Raw genomic sequence first — 16,236 nt, forward strand, 5'->3', positions numbered from 1 at the left:
CAGAAAGTTTTCGGGGATGTGAGGAAACAGATGCTAGTTGTGAAGTGCCTCTTTGAAATGCTATGATGAACAAAGTAATGATAGTCGTGTAATGAACGTTAACTCATTGTTGGATACAGGCGAACTGTATTTTCAAGAGTGGAATAACGTTCAAGACGTCTTTTATAGAGATATAAAAGACGTCTTTTTTTAACAAAAAGATTAAATGGCGGGTGATAATATGATTTCAATTTACAACACATTAACGAATCAAAAAGAAACATTTAAACCACTTATTCCTAACCAAGTCAGTATGTATGTCTGTGGGCCAACGGTTTATAACTATATTCATATCGGTAATGCGCGTAGTGCCATTGCGTTTGATACCATTCGCCGATATTTTGAATATCGTGATTTTAAAGTGAACTATGTGTCTAATTTTACAGATGTTGATGACAAAATGATTAAAGCGGCCAAAGAAGAGCACATCACAGTTCAACAATTAGCTGATAAGTTCATTGCGGCTTTCATGGAAGATACAAAGGCATTAGCGATTGAACCGGCAACTAAAAATCCTAAAGCAACAGAAAATATTGCGGATATTATTCAATTTATCTTAGATTTAATTGATAAAGGGTATGCTTATGAATCTGATGGAGATGTTTACTTTAGAACACGTAAATTCCCAGATTATGGTCAATTATCTGATCAAAATATTGATGAATTAGAACAAGGTGCCAGTCAACACGTTGATACTGAAGAAACGGCACGTAAAGAAGATGAGATTGATTTTGCGCTTTGGAAATCAGTTAGAAATGATGACCTGTCTTGGGATTCACCATTTGGCAAGGGACGCCCAGGCTGGCATATTGAATGTTCCGTTATGGCAACTAAGTATTTAGGTCCAACAATAGATATTCATGGTGGCGGACAAGATTTAATGTTCCCACATCATGAAAATGAAATTGCTCAAAGTGAAGCCAAAACGGGTCAAAAATTTGCAAATTATTGGATGCATAATGGCTTTGTCACAATTGGTGAAGATGATGAAAAAATGAGTAAATCATTAGGTAATTTTGTGACTGTTCATGATATGATTAAGGAAGTTGATCCTCAAGTGGTTCGTTTCTTCATGGCAACGACACATTACCGTCGCCCTATTCAATATAGTCAAACGAATATTGATGAAGCAACTAACAATTTGAATAAGTTGAAAACGGCTTTTGACAATTTAACGTATCGCTTGAATGATGCAGTGGCAGGTTCAAATCAAGTAATTGAAGAGCAAATTGCTGCAAGTTTAACGCAATTCAAAACGGTTATGGATGAAGATTTTAATGCACAAAACGGTATCGCAGTTGTGTATGATATGGCTAAGAAAATGAATGTTTATTCTGAAAGTAATCAAGTTGAACTAGTTTCGATTAAGCATTTGTTAGAGGCCTTTAAAGGAATGACTTCAGTTTTTGGCCTCACATTTGACCAAGAATCTGATGATATCGATGCTAGGGTGGAAGCTTTGATTGCACAACGATTAGAAGCTAAGAAACAAAAAGATTTTCAAAAAAGCGATGATATTCGTAATCAACTTGCGGCTGAAGGTATCCTATTGGAAGACACACCGCAAGGAACAAGATGGAGAAAAAACTAATGGAAAATAATGCAGATTATCAACAAATGAATGGAATTGCGTTGGCTTATATGGGTGATGGTATTTACGAAGTTTTTGTTCGTAAACATTTACTCGTTCAGGGACTTACACGACCTACGCAATTACATCATCATGCGACACACTATGTGTCAGCCAAAGCACAAGCTTTCTTGATCGACAAAATGACAGAAATGGCTATTTTAACTGAAGAAGAATTAGATTATTTTAAACGTGGCCGTAATGCTAAAAGTCACACTTCAGCTAAAAATACATCAGTTATAACGTACCGTATCTCAACTGGATTTGAAGCATTATTTGGATACTTATTTTTGAGTAATCAAAACGATAGATTGGCCGAATTGGCAAAATGGTGCATTGACACTGTTGAAAAGGAGAATTTAAATGGGACAACCAAGAAGTAGCGAAGAAGCGGGCGATTTTATTATTGGCCGTCATCCCGTAGAAGCAGCATTAAAAAGTAATCAATCAATTAACAAATTATTCTTACAATCTGGTTTAAAATCAGATGTTTTAAATGGGATTGAACAACTAGCTAAGAAAAAGGGGATTATCACACAACTTGTACCTAAAAGTAAGCTCGATTTATTATCAGACCAACAAAATCATCAAGGGGTGATTGTTGCAGTCGCTGCATTTGAATATGCAACAATTGATGACCTCTTTAAAAGTGCCGCTGATAAAGATGAACCACCCTTTTTCCTTATTTTAGATAACGTTGAAGATCCACATAACTTGGGCTCAATTATGAGAACAGCCGATGCAGCTGGTGTACATGGGATTATTATTCCTAAACGTCGTGCAGTTGGGCTAACATCAACAGTTGCTAAAACATCAACGGGTGCTATTGAATACATGCCAGTTGCGCGTGTCACTAATTTGGTGAATACTGTTAATGAATTGAAAAAGGCTGGTTTATGGGTCTTTGGAACAGATATGGACGGTCAAGATTACCGTGAATGGGATGCTAAAGGACCAACGGCACTTGTGATTGGTAATGAAGGTAAAGGAATTTCACCATTATTGAAAAAAGCTTGTGACGGGATGCTAACGATTCCGATGGTTGGACATGTTCAAAGCTTAAATGCCAGTGTTGCAGCTAGTTTGCTCATTTATCAAGGTTTTACCTCAAGAGGCAAATAATAATGAAAAAACAAATTTTGGTTGTAGATGCCTATAATATGATTGGTAATTGGCCAGAATTAAATCGATTGAAACAATCTGAGCGACTTGATGAAGCACGTGATTTATTACTGCACAAATTATCAAATTACCATAAACAAATTGATTCACGTTTAATTGTTGTTTTTGATGCAATGTATGTTCCAGGATTATCGAAGAGTTATACAAAGTATGGCTTAGAGATTATCTGGACAGCAGAGGGCCAAACAGCTGATAGTTATATTGAAGCCATGATTGGTGACCTGCAAACGAAGCTGACGCAGGTAACGGTTGCAACAAGTGATCAAGCAGAACAATGGACAATTTTTTCACAAGGAGCATTAAGAATTCCGGCCTGGGAACTCTATAAAAATATTAATGAATCCAAAAAAGAAGTGGCCCAACAAGCTAAACAATATCAAACTGAGGCATTAGTTCGTCGCTCGCCTTGGGATACTGATCAGCTAAATAATTTGGCTAAGCTACGTGATGACTTATCACATAAATGATTGCTTGTTGTAATCAATCAGTATCTTTGTTATATTGAAAAATGGAGACCCGGATGTGGAGTATCTACTTGTTAGATGAAACTTACCGGAGTACTGAAAAAGAAACAGATTTTCAATTGATTTGCCAAATTAAATCAGGCGCAGAACATAAATTTGAACCGTTATTTGATCGTTATCGGCCAATGGTCTATTGCGTGATTCGTAAATACTATTTAAAATTATGGGACACCGAAGATTTTTTACAGGAAGCTAGGGCTGTTTGTTTTAGAGCTTTGAAAAATTACCAACCAGATAAAGGAATTACATTTGGTCAATATTTTAAAACGAGCTTATCCAATTGTATATTTAGTTTAATTCGTAAACAATCAGCTGCCAAACGATTGTCTGACGTGAATTCACATTCTTTAGAGTGTTATGAAGAAACTTATGGCGAATGTGAACGGCCCTCTTTTTATTGCGAAATACTGGCAGATGACAGGATTATCCTTCAAGAAAAGTTGGATGCTTTTGAATTAAAATTATCAGAATTAGAAAGAAGTACGTTTGTTTTACTTTATTATCAAATGAAAACACCAGAAGAAATTATGCTTATTTTAGATTGTGATCTCAAAAAAGTGTTGGGATCTATCGCAAGGTGCAAGAGTAAGCTTGGGTTATTCTTTAAAGAAAATCGATAATTTTGATGAGAAAGAAAAGAGGGTGGTTCCTTTTTTCTTTCTTTTAATGTAAAATAAGTGTATTCTTTAAAAATGTTAGTCGAAGTTAGTGTTAGCTAGCTTTACATTAAGGAGAAAAAGTCATGGCACAAAGAAAAGTAGCATTGGCTTGTATCGTTTGTGGCTCACGTAACTATATTGTTGCTGCAAAACCGAGCAGAACCGAACGCCTAGAAGTAAATAAATTTTGTAAATATTGCAATAAACATACGTTACATCGTGAAACAAAATAGGGGGATAATGATGAGAAAAATTAATGCATTTCTTAAAAGTGTGATTGTAGAAATTAAAGCAACAACCTGGCCAACAGGTAAAGAACTTCGCCGTGATACAACAACGGTTGTGGTAACTGCTATCTTATTCGCAATTTTCTTTTGGATTGTTGATTCAGGTGCTTCTGCATTCGTTTCCCTATTTTCATAGAAGAATAGCTATTTAACTGATATTTTGATATACTAATATCAGTGAGAAAACTTCGTTGATGCGGAGTTTTTTTTGTTTGAGAAAAATAAACCTGATAATTTAAGGAGAGATAGCGATAATGGAATCAATCGAAAAAAGTTGGTATGTTCTACATACTTACTCTGGTTACGAAAATAAAGTTAAAACAAATATTGAATCACGTGCACAATCAATGGGTATGGAAGATTTTATTTTCCGTGTAGTTGTCCCTGAAGAAGAAGAACGTGAAGTTAAAAACGGTAAAGAAAAAACAGACATGAAGAAAACGTTCCCTGGATATGTTTTAGTTGAAATGGGTATGTCAGATGAATCATGGTATGTTGTTCGTAATACACCAGGTGTAACTGGATTCGTTGGCTCTCATGGTGCCGGAAGTAAACCAGCGCCATTATTACCTGAAGAAGTAGAATTAATTCTACGTCGTTTAGGAATGAGTGCACGTCATCAAGAATTAGATATCGAAATTGGCGAATCTGTCACAATCGTTGAAGGTGCATTTGCTAACCTTATCGGTAAAGTGACTGAAATTGATAACGAAAAATTAAAACTTAAAGTTGATATCGATATGTTTGGTCGCGAAACAAGTACTGAATTAAACTTTGATCAAGTTGATAAATTATTAAAGTAAAGATTCGCAAAAGTAGAAGGTGATTGAATGACTAAGAGACTCTTACAAATGGGCTTATTAGGTCTGGGTGCCGGTACAAGTTTCTTTATCGGAAATAAATTCAGACGATTAGGACATGTCACAATTGATGCTTCTGATCCCATTGTACCTAGTGATAAGATGGTACCGACGTTGTTTGTTCATGGCTATGGTGGTAATCGTTTATCTTTTGGATCAATGATTAATCGGTTTGAACGAGTAGGTTATGGGCGAAAAGATATGGTCATTATAGTCGATCTTGATGGTAGCTTACACGTTGAAGGGCAGTTAAGATCTGCACAGCCTTTTGTTCAAATATTATTTAAAAATAATGTCGCTTCTGTTGAAAAGCAGAGTGCATGGCTGTACCGGATTATGCAATTCTTATATGGTGCTTATGCTATTAAAAAAGTTGATTTTGTTGGGCATTCAATGGGCAGCGTTAGTATCTTACGTTACTTGACGGAATACCGGGATGCACTTGATGCGCCAACAGTAGCGCATGCTATTTCAATTGGTGCGCCTTATAATGATCATAATGTTGCACGGACAACACCAAAAATTGAAGATTTATTTTTAACAGATGATGGTCCAGTTGAAACAACACCACTTTACCAATATTTTGACAAAGCAATGCAACATCTACCAAAAAACTTACAATTTCTAAATATTGCTGGTGATTTGAAGGATGGAAATGATGGTGCCGTTTCTGTTAACAGTGCACTATCGCTTCGGTACCTAGTTAAAAATCAACTTAATTATCATGAATTAATTGTGAGTGGTCGAAAAGCTGCGCACAGTTTATTGCATGAGAATAAGCGAGTTGATGAATCAATTTATAAATTTTTATGGAAAAAGCATAAATAGATTGCGTGGAACCCATCTGGGTGTTATATTATATTAGTATGTTCTGCATACAGTGGGAGGAGAAATTTATATCTCCATTTACCACGCACGGACTTTACAAGGAGGTATGTCACGTGGCTAAAACAGTAGCAAACGTCGTTAAATTACAAATTCCAGCAGGTAAAGCAACTCCTGCTCCACCGGTTGGTCCTGCATTAGGACAAGCTGGTATTAATATTATGGGCTTTACAAAGGAATTCAATGCACGTACAGCTGATCAAGCTGGTATGTTGATTCCCGTTGTAATTAGTGTTTACGAAGATCGTTCATTCGATTTCGTTACAAAAACACCACCCGCAGCAGTTCTTTTAAAGAAAGCTGCAGGCGTTGAAAGTGGTTCTGGCGAACCTAACACTAAAAAAGTTGCAACCGTAACTAGTGCTCAAGTTCAACAAATCGCTGAAACTAAAATGCAAGATCTAAACGCTTCAGGTGTTGAATCTGCAATGCGCATGATCGAAGGAACTGCACGAAGCATGGGATTCGTTGTAGAAGGTTAATTCCTAAACTACAAACACGCTTCTCGGTCGGATACTCTATGAAAGTAGATGTATCAAGTGGGAGGTTTATCCGTTAGACCACATATTGCAAGGAGGAAAATTCAAGATGGCTAAAAAAGGTAAAAACTATCAAGACGCACTAAAACAAGTTGAAGAAGGTAAAAACTATTCAATTGCTGATGCAATCGCATTAGCTAAGAAAATGGATTTTGCTAAGTTTGATGCAACAGTTGAACTTGCTTACAACTTAAACTTAGATACAAAACAAGCAGACCAACAATTACGTGGGGCTGTTGTACTTCCAAATGGTACTGGTAAAGACCAAACTGTTGTTGTATTTGCTAAAGGCGAAAAAGCTAAAGCTGCACTTGCAGCCGGTGCTGACGTTGTTGGTGACGATGACTTGGTTGAACGTATTTCTGGTGGCTGGTTAGACTTTGATGTTGCTATTGCAACACCAGATATGATGGCCCAAGTTGGACGTTTAGGCCGTGTCTTAGGACCTAAAGGTTTAATGCCTAACCCTAAAACAGGTACTGTTACAATGGACGTTGAAAAAGCAGTTTCAGAATCTAAAGCCGGCAAGGTAACTTACCGTACTGATAGAGATGGAAATGTTCATGTTCCAATTGGTAAAGTATCATTTGATGATGCAGCATTAATTGGTAACTTTGATGTTATCAACGATGTTATTGTTAAAGCTCGCCCATCATCAGTTAAGGGTGGCTACATCAAACATTTATCAGTTGCAACAACATTTGGTCCAAGCTTAAACTTGGCTCAAAACTAATATTAGATAATTAAATTTCTTTAGTTGACCTATAAATTTAACTATGTTAGATTTATAGAAGTCAATTAATTTATGATTCTACCGAAGACTCAGGTGGCGCAAGCCTTAATTTACCTGCCGAGGAGTGAAGTATTACTCTCTCTGTGTCTTGGTGGACACGGAGTTTTTTTATTGTAAAAAAGCTCTGACACGACTACAGGAGGTGAATCAATTATGAGTAAAGAATTTATCGCACAAAAAGCATTAATCGTGGATGAAATAACTGAAAAATTTAATAACGCTGCATCTGCAGTTGTTGTTGATTACCGTGGTTTAACGGTTGACCAAGTGACTGCATTACGTAAGGAATTACGTGAAGCAGGCGTTGAAATGAAAGTTATTAAAAACAAGATTTTAGTACGTGCTGCTGAAAAAGCAGGGTATGAAGGTATGGAAGAAGTATTTTCTGGACCTACTGCAGTCGCATTTTCTAGCGAAGATGTTGTTGCACCTGCACGTATTATGGCTAATTTTGCTAAGACTGCTGAAGCACTTAACATTAAAGGTGGCGTTATCGAAGGTAAAGTTGCAACGTTAGAAGAAATTAACGCTCTTGCTACATTACCAAGTCGTGATGGCTTACTTTCAATGTTACTTTCAGTATTACAAGCACCTGTTCGCAACGTTGCTTATGCGCTTAACGCTGTTGCAGAAAGCAAGGACGAAGAACCTGCTGCTTAATGCTTAGCATTTATGATCGGTACTTAATTGTACACAAAAAATCGTACACATAAAATGGAGGATACACACATGTCATTAGATACAGAAAAAATCATTGCTGATTTAAAAGAAGCAAGCATTTTAGATTTAAACGACTTAGTTAAAGCAATCGAAGAAGAATTCGGTGTTTCAGCTGCAGCTCCTGTAGCTGCTGCTGGTGCTGCTGCTGGCGAAGATGCTGGTGAAAAGTCAGAATTTACTGTTGAATTAACAGAAGCTGGCGACCAAAAAGTTAAAGCTATCAAAGCTGTTCGCGAAATTACAGGTTTAGGCCTTAAAGACGCTAAAGGTTTAGTTGATAACATTCCATCAGTTATCAAAGAAGGCGTTTCTAAAGATGAAGCTGAAGAAATGAAAGCTAATTTAGAAGCAGTCGGTGCCGTAGTTACTCTTAAATAATAAATCTCTTATTTAATACATTTCAGCCCCGTTCTATCCTGTCAAAAGGATAGAACGGGGCTGTTTTTTTGGTTCCATAAAAGAGTATTTAAATGGATAAAATGAGACATAATTTAATAGTTTATATAAAAATATTTGGTTATACTAATAAAACGTGATACAGTATTTAATGTTGTCTAAGTGATAAATAAAAATTAAATTATAACGGAAAAAGGTGCTGATTAACATATATAATGAATGAAGGGGATTAGATATGAATAAAGCAAGACTGGAAGCATTTACAGATGCCATAGTGGCAATCGTTGTGACTATTTTAATATTGGAATTTAAAGCGCCTTCTAAGCCAGACATTCGATTAGTTTTGGATGAATGGCAGAGCTTTGTAGTGTATATTATTAGTTTTTTACTAATATTTACAGTTTGGTACGATCATCATGATTTATTTAAAATAGCTAAGCATGTAGATAAAAGAGCTTATTGGGCAAATGCATTTTGGTTATTTTGGTTATCAGTCATACCATATGCAACATCATTTGCTGGTAAATTTCCAAATTATCGCGGGGCGTCATTATTATATTTAGGAATTTTATTTATGTGGACAATTAGCTATATTATTTTGTCTAAAACTCTTATAAGGGTTAACCCAGAAATGGCAAGTCATTTAAGACAGATTGGCTTTTTAAATGGTAGTGGTTTAATTATATTCGAGGGGACGTTAGTTTCAGGGTTTATTATTAGTTATTTTGTTCCTATTTTTACGTGGATTGCGTTAATAGTACTTACAGTATGGACAATATTTTTTAATAGAGGATATGTGAAAGAGTAGTCTATATATTACGGGAAAATATAATTACCTAATAATAAATTGAGGGATTTAAAAAATGAAAAAAAATAATTAATGCAGGTAATGAATTTATCAAAAAAAGATTAACAGTTTTGAAACTCCTATTTATTTTATCAGTTTTAATTTTTGTTATTATCCAAGTTGGACGTATCTTTAGAGATATTAATGGTGCCCAAGTTCAAAGAAGCTTTGAATCACAGTCGGTTGGATCCATTTTATTAATGCTGGTAATTGGGTTTATTGCCGTTTTACCTATGATGATTTATGATTTTGTGATGGTTAAATTTTTGCCAGAGAAATATTCATGGCGATATATTCTACAAAGTGGTTGGATAACCAACACAATGACTAATATTGCGGGATTCGGTGGCTTACTAGGGGCTTCGTTGAGAGCTAACTTCTATAGTAAGAATGCATCTAAAAAACAAGTCCTATTTTGCTTAAAATTTAATTGTACTCAAAATACGTAAACGATACTGGCTAAAATTTTTAAACCCATAAGCATTGCGCTTAATTACTTTTAGTTTATTGTTAAGTCCTTCTAAAGGACCGTTAGAATAGGGATATCGTAGCGCATTTTTTAAATAATCTGGTTGTTTCATGAGTGATACAGTTACCTTTTGAAATTGTTCTGAAACGCCTTTGGCGTTAGTTAACTGATAATTAAGTTTTGACCAATCTTTATTACGGATAGCAGTTAAGTTATTTTGAAGACAATCATAGGTATTAGCTAAGATTGGATCAATAGCTAGTAGATTTTGAATTAGATCTGTTTCAGTTTGCCATTCTTTGAAGTAAGACCAATGACGAAAATTTTTATAATTTTCGTCATTGGTTTTAATAACAATTTCCAATATCGTTTTAATTGTTAGTAGGATTGGGAACTTACTGTAAGTTTTTTCATAACTTGAATCCTAGTTTGATTGAAAGCTCTAGTCATAGATTGAACAATATGAAATCGATCATATGCAACAATGGCATTAGGAAACAACGTTTCAGCTAGTTTAGGATAGGTATAATTCATATCTGTCACAATTATTTTGACGTTATCACGTGCAGTTTTAACATAACGATTAAAGTGTTTGGTAATCTGATAGATGGTTCGTGCATCGATTAAATCAATTAATTCGTGAGTTTTGGCATCCGTATATTCAAAGCTTAAGGCATCTTTTGTTGTTTTAATATCATCAAAAAGAAGAACTTCTGGTAAATAATTTAAATTTACTTTGAAATCATGTTTGGTTAAAGCAAGCACACGACTAACGTAGTTAGTCGAAGTAGCGAGTTCTTTTGCGATATGGGTCATAGAACTCGTTTCTTTTAACTTTTCAATACAAGCTTTACGGCAGTTAAGTGAAATAGAACAATGTTTTGTTGTGAGCGTTGTTTGTGCCAAAAAGTAACCATGGCATGTTTTACAGTGGAAATTTTGTTTGCGTAATTTAAGAATAATAGTCCGTTCAAATGAACGAGGTAAGCGAACCGAAACAGTTCGCCAACCATAATTAATAATCTGATTGGTATTGATAACGCCACATTTTTGGCAAGCTTTAGGACGATAATTTAAAGTACCATAAATAAAAATAGTACTATCAGAATCAGACTGAATAGCTAAATTATTATCAATTATAATATTTGGGTCTTCTATTCCAAGTAAAACTTTAGTATGATTAATCATGAGGGAACCTCTTTCTTTTGGGCTGGCTGGCCATTAAAGGAAACGAAGTTCCCTTTTTTGTATTATTATATAAAAAAATTGCCGCCAGTGATAGATTTTCTATCACCAACAACAAATATTGTAGAGCCTTTTTTTGTTAACTGTATTGACGAAAATGTATTGAGAAACTTGTTATTTAATAACGAGTTTCTTTTTTTTAAATAATTATACGTTTAATTCAGGTTAGGAATTGCTAATAACTATTGTTTTAAGTGTATATAGATATAATCAAAGAAACGCAATTTAAAATATTAAAATACAAATTCGAAATTGAAATGATAAGGTAAAATGTATATTGCATCTATTCAAATTGTGTTGGGTAAATAATTAAAGAGTTTATTGGAATTTGTTTAATTATAGTCAATAAAACATGTAGATATTTAACGCAAGATAAATTAAAGTGTCATTTATTACTTTAATTTAGTCAATTATGACATATAGGTAATTATTTTAGTATATTTAGTTATTATAAAAGTGTACTAAATATTTATTACTTATTTTTTAAGTGAAATTATAGTTTTGGGTGTAAATTCTATTAATTTTCTTGAAAGGAGGGGGATAACATGAAAAACATTACTGTACGAAAAGCAGATAAGGTTGATGCAACAGCTTGGTGGATTGTTATTTAATAAATAAACTTTTTTATTGGCAAGATTATCTAAAAGGTAATCTTGCCCTATTTTTTATTCATACAGGAGGTTCACCTTGATGTATAGTAGACCACGTATAAAACCAATCTATCCGTTATATCAGTTAAGTGATGATTGTTTTAGAATTGGAGCACAATTAGGGATTACGGCTGAATTTGGAGATCCCGAAGGACAACTTTGGAGTCTTGCTTTAAAACTTGATGGACGTGATATTAAGCAAATTATTTTAGAAATGAAAGAAGAGTTTTCGGAACTTACAGAAGACGACATTTATTATGGTATTAAGTTATTGGATGATGAGGGTGTCCTTGAAGAAACATTATCTAATGAATACGAAAAAGAGCGGTACGTACCAAATGTAAATTATTTTAGTAGGTTTGTTAATACTAAGGGAAATAGATTTGAAATACAAAATAAAATTCATGAAAGTACAATTTTACTATTAGGTTTAGGAGGGGGAGGTTCTAATATACTAACTTTATTGTCAGGATTAGGGCCTAAAAAAATTATTATAGTAGATTATGATCGTGTCGAAATGGGGAATTTAGGCCGTCAATTTTTATTTCGTGAAGCTGATATTGGTCAATTGAAAACTGAAGTTGCAAAAAAAGCAATTAATGAGATGAATTCGGATGTTGATATTGAAACTCATAATAAAAAAATAAAAAAACCAGAAGATGTACTTCAATATACAAATGGTGTTGATTTAGTAATTTGTGCAATTGATGAGCCACCATTTATTATTCATAGAGTAGTAAATAAAGCAATTGTTCAAGCAAACTTACCTTGTGTTTTTGGGGCATCACAAGTTAGCCGAGGAAGAGTATATACAGTTATTCCTTTTGTTACAGGGTGTTTTGATTGCCTAAATTTAAATTTCAGTAAAAATGATCCTAAATTTTTGAAGCAGTTTGTAGGGTTTAGAGAAATTAATTTTAATCCTCCTTCAATTGCATATGGACCTGGTATGTTTCAGTTAACGGCAGAAATCGTTGATGAAACGGTTAGAGTTCTTACAAATTATGCAGAGCCAAGAAGTCTTGGGACGCAATATGAAATTAATTATGAAGATGGGTCTTCATTTACTCATCATACGTGGCCGAGATTTGAAAATGAATGCCCAACTTGTGGGATTGGTAAAGCTGAAGAGTGGGAGATATTTCAGTATTATCAAAACAAAGATGTTAAATATGACTGAGTCAAAGAAATTGAATAAAATATTATTTAGAAAGTTAAATGGAGGGGATTGGGTTTTATTAACATGGAAAAATGATCCAATTATAGTGAATGAAAAAATAAAAAACGATCTGATATTAGGTAATATTAATAAATTAAGTTCAGATAAACAACTTATGAATATTTTACAGAGTAGTGGTTTCTTTACAGAAGATAGACTTGAAAATTTGAGTTTGACTGAAGAAAATAACTCTTTCGGTTGGTATTTTGTAAGGTGGACATTACTCATTATAGGAATGATATCAGTAATAGGGATTGTAATTTTGACCTTTTTTTTAGGAATTCCCACTGGAAATATGTTAATTAGTGATAAAGTAAATATTTTTAAAAATTTAGGATTTTTATTGTTTTTTTCACTTTTAACGACAATAGGACATGAAATAATGCATATGATTTTTGGACAAACACAATTAATGCCCCTAGATTTTAAAGTATCATTAAAGCAAGCAGTCGCAAAAGTTTCTCTTTCACACGTGTGGGTTTGGACAAAACTTGGCAGAATAACTGCAATCAGTGCAGGTATTATTTTAGATTTGTTTGAATTATTAGTTTTATCTAGTTTACAAATTATAATTAGTACATGGATTTTGGCTGCAGCATGCTCAATTTTGTGGATAAGAATTATATGGCAATTTAGAATTCATAAGAGATATGATGGACAACTTTTAATTGCAATGATTAGGGATAATCCTTTCTTAAATCAAGAAATTAATGAAGGGAGAAAACCAGACGTTATTTATTTTAAGGCAGTTGGCTATTTTATTACATTTATAATAATCTTATTTTGGTTAATACCACTATTAATTTGTTTATTTCAGCGATTTATTTAAATATTAAGAAATGGAGGATTATTATTTGAACACAAATTTAGGTATCCATTCTATTACTAAAGGCTTTAGTAATGGAAAAATAGTAGCAAATGACAATATCTCAACACAGTTTTCTACAGGACAAATAACTGCTCTAACAGGGCATAATGGTGCCGGAAAGACAACATTGTTGAATCAAATCATGGGTATAATAAAACCAGATAGTGGATCAATAACTTTTGACGGTGATTCCTTCGTGCAAAACCCTAGTCGAGCAAGAAATATGATATCGATGATGCCACAATTTCATGCCCCGTTAGTAGGAGTAACTTTAAAACAATCTATTGAGGCTGTATTGCGTATTAAAGGAAAGTCAGGAAATGAGTTACAAAACCAGATTAATAAGGTTTTATATGATCTTAAAATAGAAGAATGGGCAAATATACCAGGGGAAAAATTATCAGGAGGTTTACAAAGATTAACTTCTTTTGCAATGACTATTGTTGAACCATCACCAATATTATTATTTGATGAACCCACTAATGATGTTGATCCAGTAAGAAGAAAATTAATTTGGAAATGTTTACGCCAGTTAGCTGAAAATAGACATATTGTGATTGTCGTAACACATAATTTACTTGAAGTTGACCAATATGCTGATCGGTACTTATTATTGGACCATGGTAAAGTGATTAGTGATTCATCAACAGATTTGCTTAAAAGTGAACTTTTAAAATCGAGTGTATTAAATGTGACGGTGCATAATTTATTTTTAGACTCAGAATTACCAGAAGCAAAAAAAATAGTGACGATAAATGATAATCAAGAATACGAAATTTTTCTTGATGCAAATCAAGTGATGGGTGCTATTTATTGGTTACAGAAAAAAATTAATAATAATGAAATTCAAAATTATAGTTTGACACCGTATTCACTTAACTCATTATATGGAGGACTAACGGATGGAAAGGAGTAATAATTATTCAATCGATACATCTATTAAAATGCGTTTTAAGAAATTTAGTGGATTGATTTGGTGGAGTTTAATCAGATATAAATTTTTATTGCCAACTTTTAGTTTAACTCAAGTTGTGTTAGCATTGGCAATTGTCTATGGTCTTGCTTTATTAATGCCAGAGTTAACGTATCAGGATTCTATTTATTTATCATCTGGGGCAATAACTATTGGTATTATTGCAGTTGGTTGCGTACTTGCTGCACAAATAGTTGGTACTGCAAAAAAAGATGGTATTATAGCATATCAAAAAACATTGCCAGTGGAACGAGCGGGAATTATCTTTGCTGATGTGATTATATGGAGCTTAGCTTCATTACCAGGAATCATTATGTCTTGTATTGCTGCTGTTATGCGATTCCACGTTGTACTATATGTTAATCCAATAAGTATTATTGTTATAATTTTGTCCCAGTTCACGATGATTTTAATAGGTTTCTCTTTAGCTTATTGGTTATCAATAAATATTATGGCCTTGGTGACGCAGCTTATTATGATTGGTGGACTTCTATTTTCTCCTATTACTTATCCTGCTACAAGGTTACCAGATTGGATTGAGGGCTTTTATAATTTTTTACCTTTTGTTCCAACGGGTAACTTAATTAGGTCAACTTTATTTCATTTTGGGGTATTTTCGTATCTCAATTTAGTTACTATTATTGCATGGGCATTAATTGCATTTGGACTTTCATTATTTGCATTAACAAAACGGGGGTAATTTAACATGACACGTTTAGAGGTATTTAAGGTGACAAAAGAAATAGAGGGACAAAAAATATTGAACGTCAGCCATTTAAATTTTGAAAATAGTGGTATTTATGGTTTAGTTGGTCCTAATGGCGCTGGTAAAACAACGTTCCTAAAATGTATTTGTGGGTTATTATTTCCAGAAAATGGCAAGATTTGTATTGATCAATTAGAACTAAATAAAAATAACCGTGAGACTTTTTTGAAAAAAATTGGATCAGTTTTTGCTCAATCAGATAGTATATTTGATTTATCAATTAAAGAGCTATTGGAAGAACATTATTATTATTTTAACTTAAGTGAGCCCAAAGAGTGGCGTTCAGTACTAAAAAATGTTGGACTTGATGTTTCACCAAATCAAAAAATTGGTAGCTTATCGTTAGGGATGAGGCAACGTTTATTATTAGCTGTTGCTATTTCCCATAATCCGGAAATATTGATACTTGATGAACCTTTTAATGGGTTGGATCCAGATGGTGTGGTTATGACAAAACAATTTATTCAGCGGTTAGCTGAAGATAAAGTTGTCATCATTACGAGTCATTCTTTTGCTGATTTAATGGATATCATTACAGATGCACTTGTAATGACAAATGGTCAAACTAGTGATATAAAATCTTTATCAGAAATAAGTCAATTATTTTCAGATGGATTAATGGGATTTTATCATAACTTTATTGAACAAAAAGCACATTAAGAATGTATTTTTTAAGGAGATTATT

General features: G+C 33.6%; 22 protein-coding genes and 1 other annotated feature. Of the genes, 20 read left to right on the forward strand and 2 right to left on the reverse strand.

Going from position 1 to position 16,236, the window contains the following annotated elements:
- Window positions 1–220 precede the first annotated feature (220 nt).
- The 15 genes from cysS (at window position 221) to ACVPPR_RS02260 (ending at window position 9,810) form a co-directional block, all read left to right on the forward strand.
- Complete coding sequence (gene cysS, locus ACVPPR_RS02190) at window positions 221–1,630, forward strand: cysteine--tRNA ligase (RefSeq protein ID WP_462304789.1); 1,410 nt, start codon at window positions 221–223, stop codon at window positions 1,628–1,630.
- The gene (locus ACVPPR_RS02195; protein ID WP_462297307.1) at window positions 1,630–2,052 is read left to right on the forward strand and encodes a Mini-ribonuclease 3; all 423 of its coding nucleotides are present in this window, start codon (window positions 1,630–1,632) and stop codon (window positions 2,050–2,052) included. The genes cysS and ACVPPR_RS02195 overlap by 1 nt, the downstream gene beginning before the upstream one ends.
- The gene (gene rlmB, locus ACVPPR_RS02200) at window positions 2,033–2,791 is read left to right on the forward strand and encodes a 23S rRNA (guanosine(2251)-2'-O)-methyltransferase RlmB (RefSeq protein WP_462297306.1); all 759 of its coding nucleotides are present in this window, start codon (window positions 2,033–2,035) and stop codon (window positions 2,789–2,791) included. The genes ACVPPR_RS02195 and rlmB overlap by 20 nt, the downstream gene beginning before the upstream one ends.
- 2 nt (window positions 2,792–2,793) lie before the next feature.
- On the forward strand, window positions 2,794–3,318 hold the full coding sequence (locus tag ACVPPR_RS02205; RefSeq protein ID WP_462297305.1) for an NYN domain-containing protein: 525 nt from the start codon (window positions 2,794–2,796) through the stop codon (window positions 3,316–3,318).
- 41 nt (window positions 3,319–3,359) lie between these two features.
- Entirely contained in the window at window positions 3,360–3,995 is a 636-nt protein-coding gene (locus ACVPPR_RS02210) for an RNA polymerase sigma factor (RefSeq protein ID WP_462297304.1), read from the forward strand.
- A 122-nt stretch (window positions 3,996–4,117) separates the two neighbouring features.
- Window positions 4,118–4,267, forward strand: a complete 150-nt coding sequence (gene rpmG / locus ACVPPR_RS02215; RefSeq protein ID WP_057974231.1) for a 50S ribosomal protein L33 — start codon at window positions 4,118–4,120, stop codon at window positions 4,265–4,267.
- A gap of 10 nt (window positions 4,268–4,277) precedes the next feature.
- Window positions 4,278–4,457 carry a preprotein translocase subunit SecE gene (gene secE / locus ACVPPR_RS02220; RefSeq protein WP_462297303.1) on the forward strand — a complete coding sequence of 60 codons (180 nt, stop codon included), beginning with the start codon at window positions 4,278–4,280 and terminating at the stop codon, window positions 4,455–4,457.
- A gap of 115 nt (window positions 4,458–4,572) precedes the next feature.
- Window positions 4,573–5,124, forward strand: coding sequence for a transcription termination/antitermination protein NusG (gene nusG / locus ACVPPR_RS02225; RefSeq protein ID WP_462297335.1), 552 nt, complete (start codon window positions 4,573–4,575; stop codon window positions 5,122–5,124).
- A 27-nt stretch (window positions 5,125–5,151) separates the two neighbouring features.
- Window positions 5,152–6,009 carry an alpha/beta hydrolase gene (locus ACVPPR_RS02230; RefSeq protein ID WP_462304536.1) on the forward strand — a complete coding sequence of 286 codons (858 nt, stop codon included), beginning with the start codon at window positions 5,152–5,154 and terminating at the stop codon, window positions 6,007–6,009.
- Window positions 6,010–6,122: 113 nt separating this feature from the next.
- A complete protein-coding gene (gene rplK, locus ACVPPR_RS02235) occupies window positions 6,123–6,548 on the forward strand; it encodes a 50S ribosomal protein L11 (RefSeq protein ID WP_409021537.1) in 426 nt (141 codons plus the stop codon).
- A 106-nt stretch (window positions 6,549–6,654) separates the two neighbouring features.
- Window positions 6,655–7,338, forward strand: a complete 684-nt coding sequence (gene rplA, locus ACVPPR_RS02240) for a 50S ribosomal protein L1 (RefSeq protein WP_462297301.1) — start codon at window positions 6,655–6,657, stop codon at window positions 7,336–7,338.
- Between the two features lie 63 nt (window positions 7,339–7,401).
- Window positions 7,402–7,517: a sequence feature (ribosomal protein L10 leader region), on the forward strand.
- Between the two features lie 34 nt (window positions 7,518–7,551).
- On the forward strand, window positions 7,552–8,058 hold the full coding sequence (gene rplJ, locus ACVPPR_RS02245) for a 50S ribosomal protein L10 (protein WP_462297300.1): 507 nt from the start codon (window positions 7,552–7,554) through the stop codon (window positions 8,056–8,058).
- A gap of 69 nt (window positions 8,059–8,127) precedes the next feature.
- Window positions 8,128–8,496 carry a 50S ribosomal protein L7/L12 gene (gene rplL / locus ACVPPR_RS02250; RefSeq protein WP_462297299.1) on the forward strand — a complete coding sequence of 123 codons (369 nt, stop codon included), beginning with the start codon at window positions 8,128–8,130 and terminating at the stop codon, window positions 8,494–8,496.
- Window positions 8,497–8,749: 253 nt separating this feature from the next.
- Complete coding sequence (locus tag ACVPPR_RS02255) at window positions 8,750–9,322, forward strand: TMEM175 family protein (RefSeq protein WP_462304537.1); 573 nt, start codon at window positions 8,750–8,752, stop codon at window positions 9,320–9,322.
- A 110-nt stretch (window positions 9,323–9,432) separates the two neighbouring features.
- On the forward strand, window positions 9,433–9,810 hold the full coding sequence (locus tag ACVPPR_RS02260; RefSeq protein WP_462304538.1) for a hypothetical protein: 378 nt from the start codon (window positions 9,433–9,435) through the stop codon (window positions 9,808–9,810).
- Here the strand turns inward: ACVPPR_RS02260 and ACVPPR_RS02265 are convergent.
- Window positions 9,781–10,194, reverse strand: coding sequence for a transposase (locus ACVPPR_RS02265; RefSeq protein ID WP_462304539.1), 414 nt, complete (start codon window positions 10,192–10,194; stop codon window positions 9,781–9,783). The two genes, ACVPPR_RS02260 and ACVPPR_RS02265, sit on opposite strands and share 30 nt — an antisense overlap.
- Before the next feature lie 14 nt (window positions 10,195–10,208).
- Window positions 10,209–11,018: a transposase gene (locus ACVPPR_RS02270; protein ID WP_462304540.1), complete on the reverse strand. Its 810-nt coding sequence runs from the start codon at window positions 11,016–11,018 to the stop codon at window positions 10,209–10,211.
- A 744-nt stretch (window positions 11,019–11,762) separates the two neighbouring features.
- Between ACVPPR_RS02270 and ACVPPR_RS02275 the strand changes: the two genes are divergently transcribed.
- From ACVPPR_RS02275 to ACVPPR_RS02295, 5 genes are read left to right on the forward strand one after another with little or no spacing between them, the layout of a single operon-like run.
- Window positions 11,763–12,905, forward strand: a complete 1,143-nt coding sequence (locus ACVPPR_RS02275; RefSeq protein ID WP_462304541.1) for a ThiF family adenylyltransferase — start codon at window positions 11,763–11,765, stop codon at window positions 12,903–12,905.
- Window positions 12,898–13,773: a hypothetical protein gene (locus tag ACVPPR_RS02280; protein ID WP_462304542.1), complete on the forward strand. Its 876-nt coding sequence runs from the start codon at window positions 12,898–12,900 to the stop codon at window positions 13,771–13,773. Before ACVPPR_RS02275 ends, ACVPPR_RS02280 begins: the two co-directional genes overlap by 8 nt.
- A 25-nt stretch (window positions 13,774–13,798) precedes the next feature.
- The gene (locus ACVPPR_RS02285) at window positions 13,799–14,728 is read left to right on the forward strand and encodes an ABC transporter ATP-binding protein (protein WP_462304543.1); all 930 of its coding nucleotides are present in this window, start codon (window positions 13,799–13,801) and stop codon (window positions 14,726–14,728) included.
- Window positions 14,715–15,485 (forward strand): ABC transporter permease, encoded by a 771-nt coding sequence (locus tag ACVPPR_RS02290; protein ID WP_462304544.1) that lies wholly within the window; start codon window positions 14,715–14,717, stop codon window positions 15,483–15,485. The genes ACVPPR_RS02285 and ACVPPR_RS02290 overlap by 14 nt, the downstream gene beginning before the upstream one ends.
- A gap of 6 nt (window positions 15,486–15,491) precedes the next feature.
- A complete protein-coding gene (locus tag ACVPPR_RS02295) occupies window positions 15,492–16,211 on the forward strand; it encodes an ATP-binding cassette domain-containing protein (protein WP_462304545.1) in 720 nt (239 codons plus the stop codon).
- Window positions 16,212–16,236: the final 25 nt, after the last annotated feature.

Source organism: Dellaglioa sp. L3N (assembly GCF_054941095.1).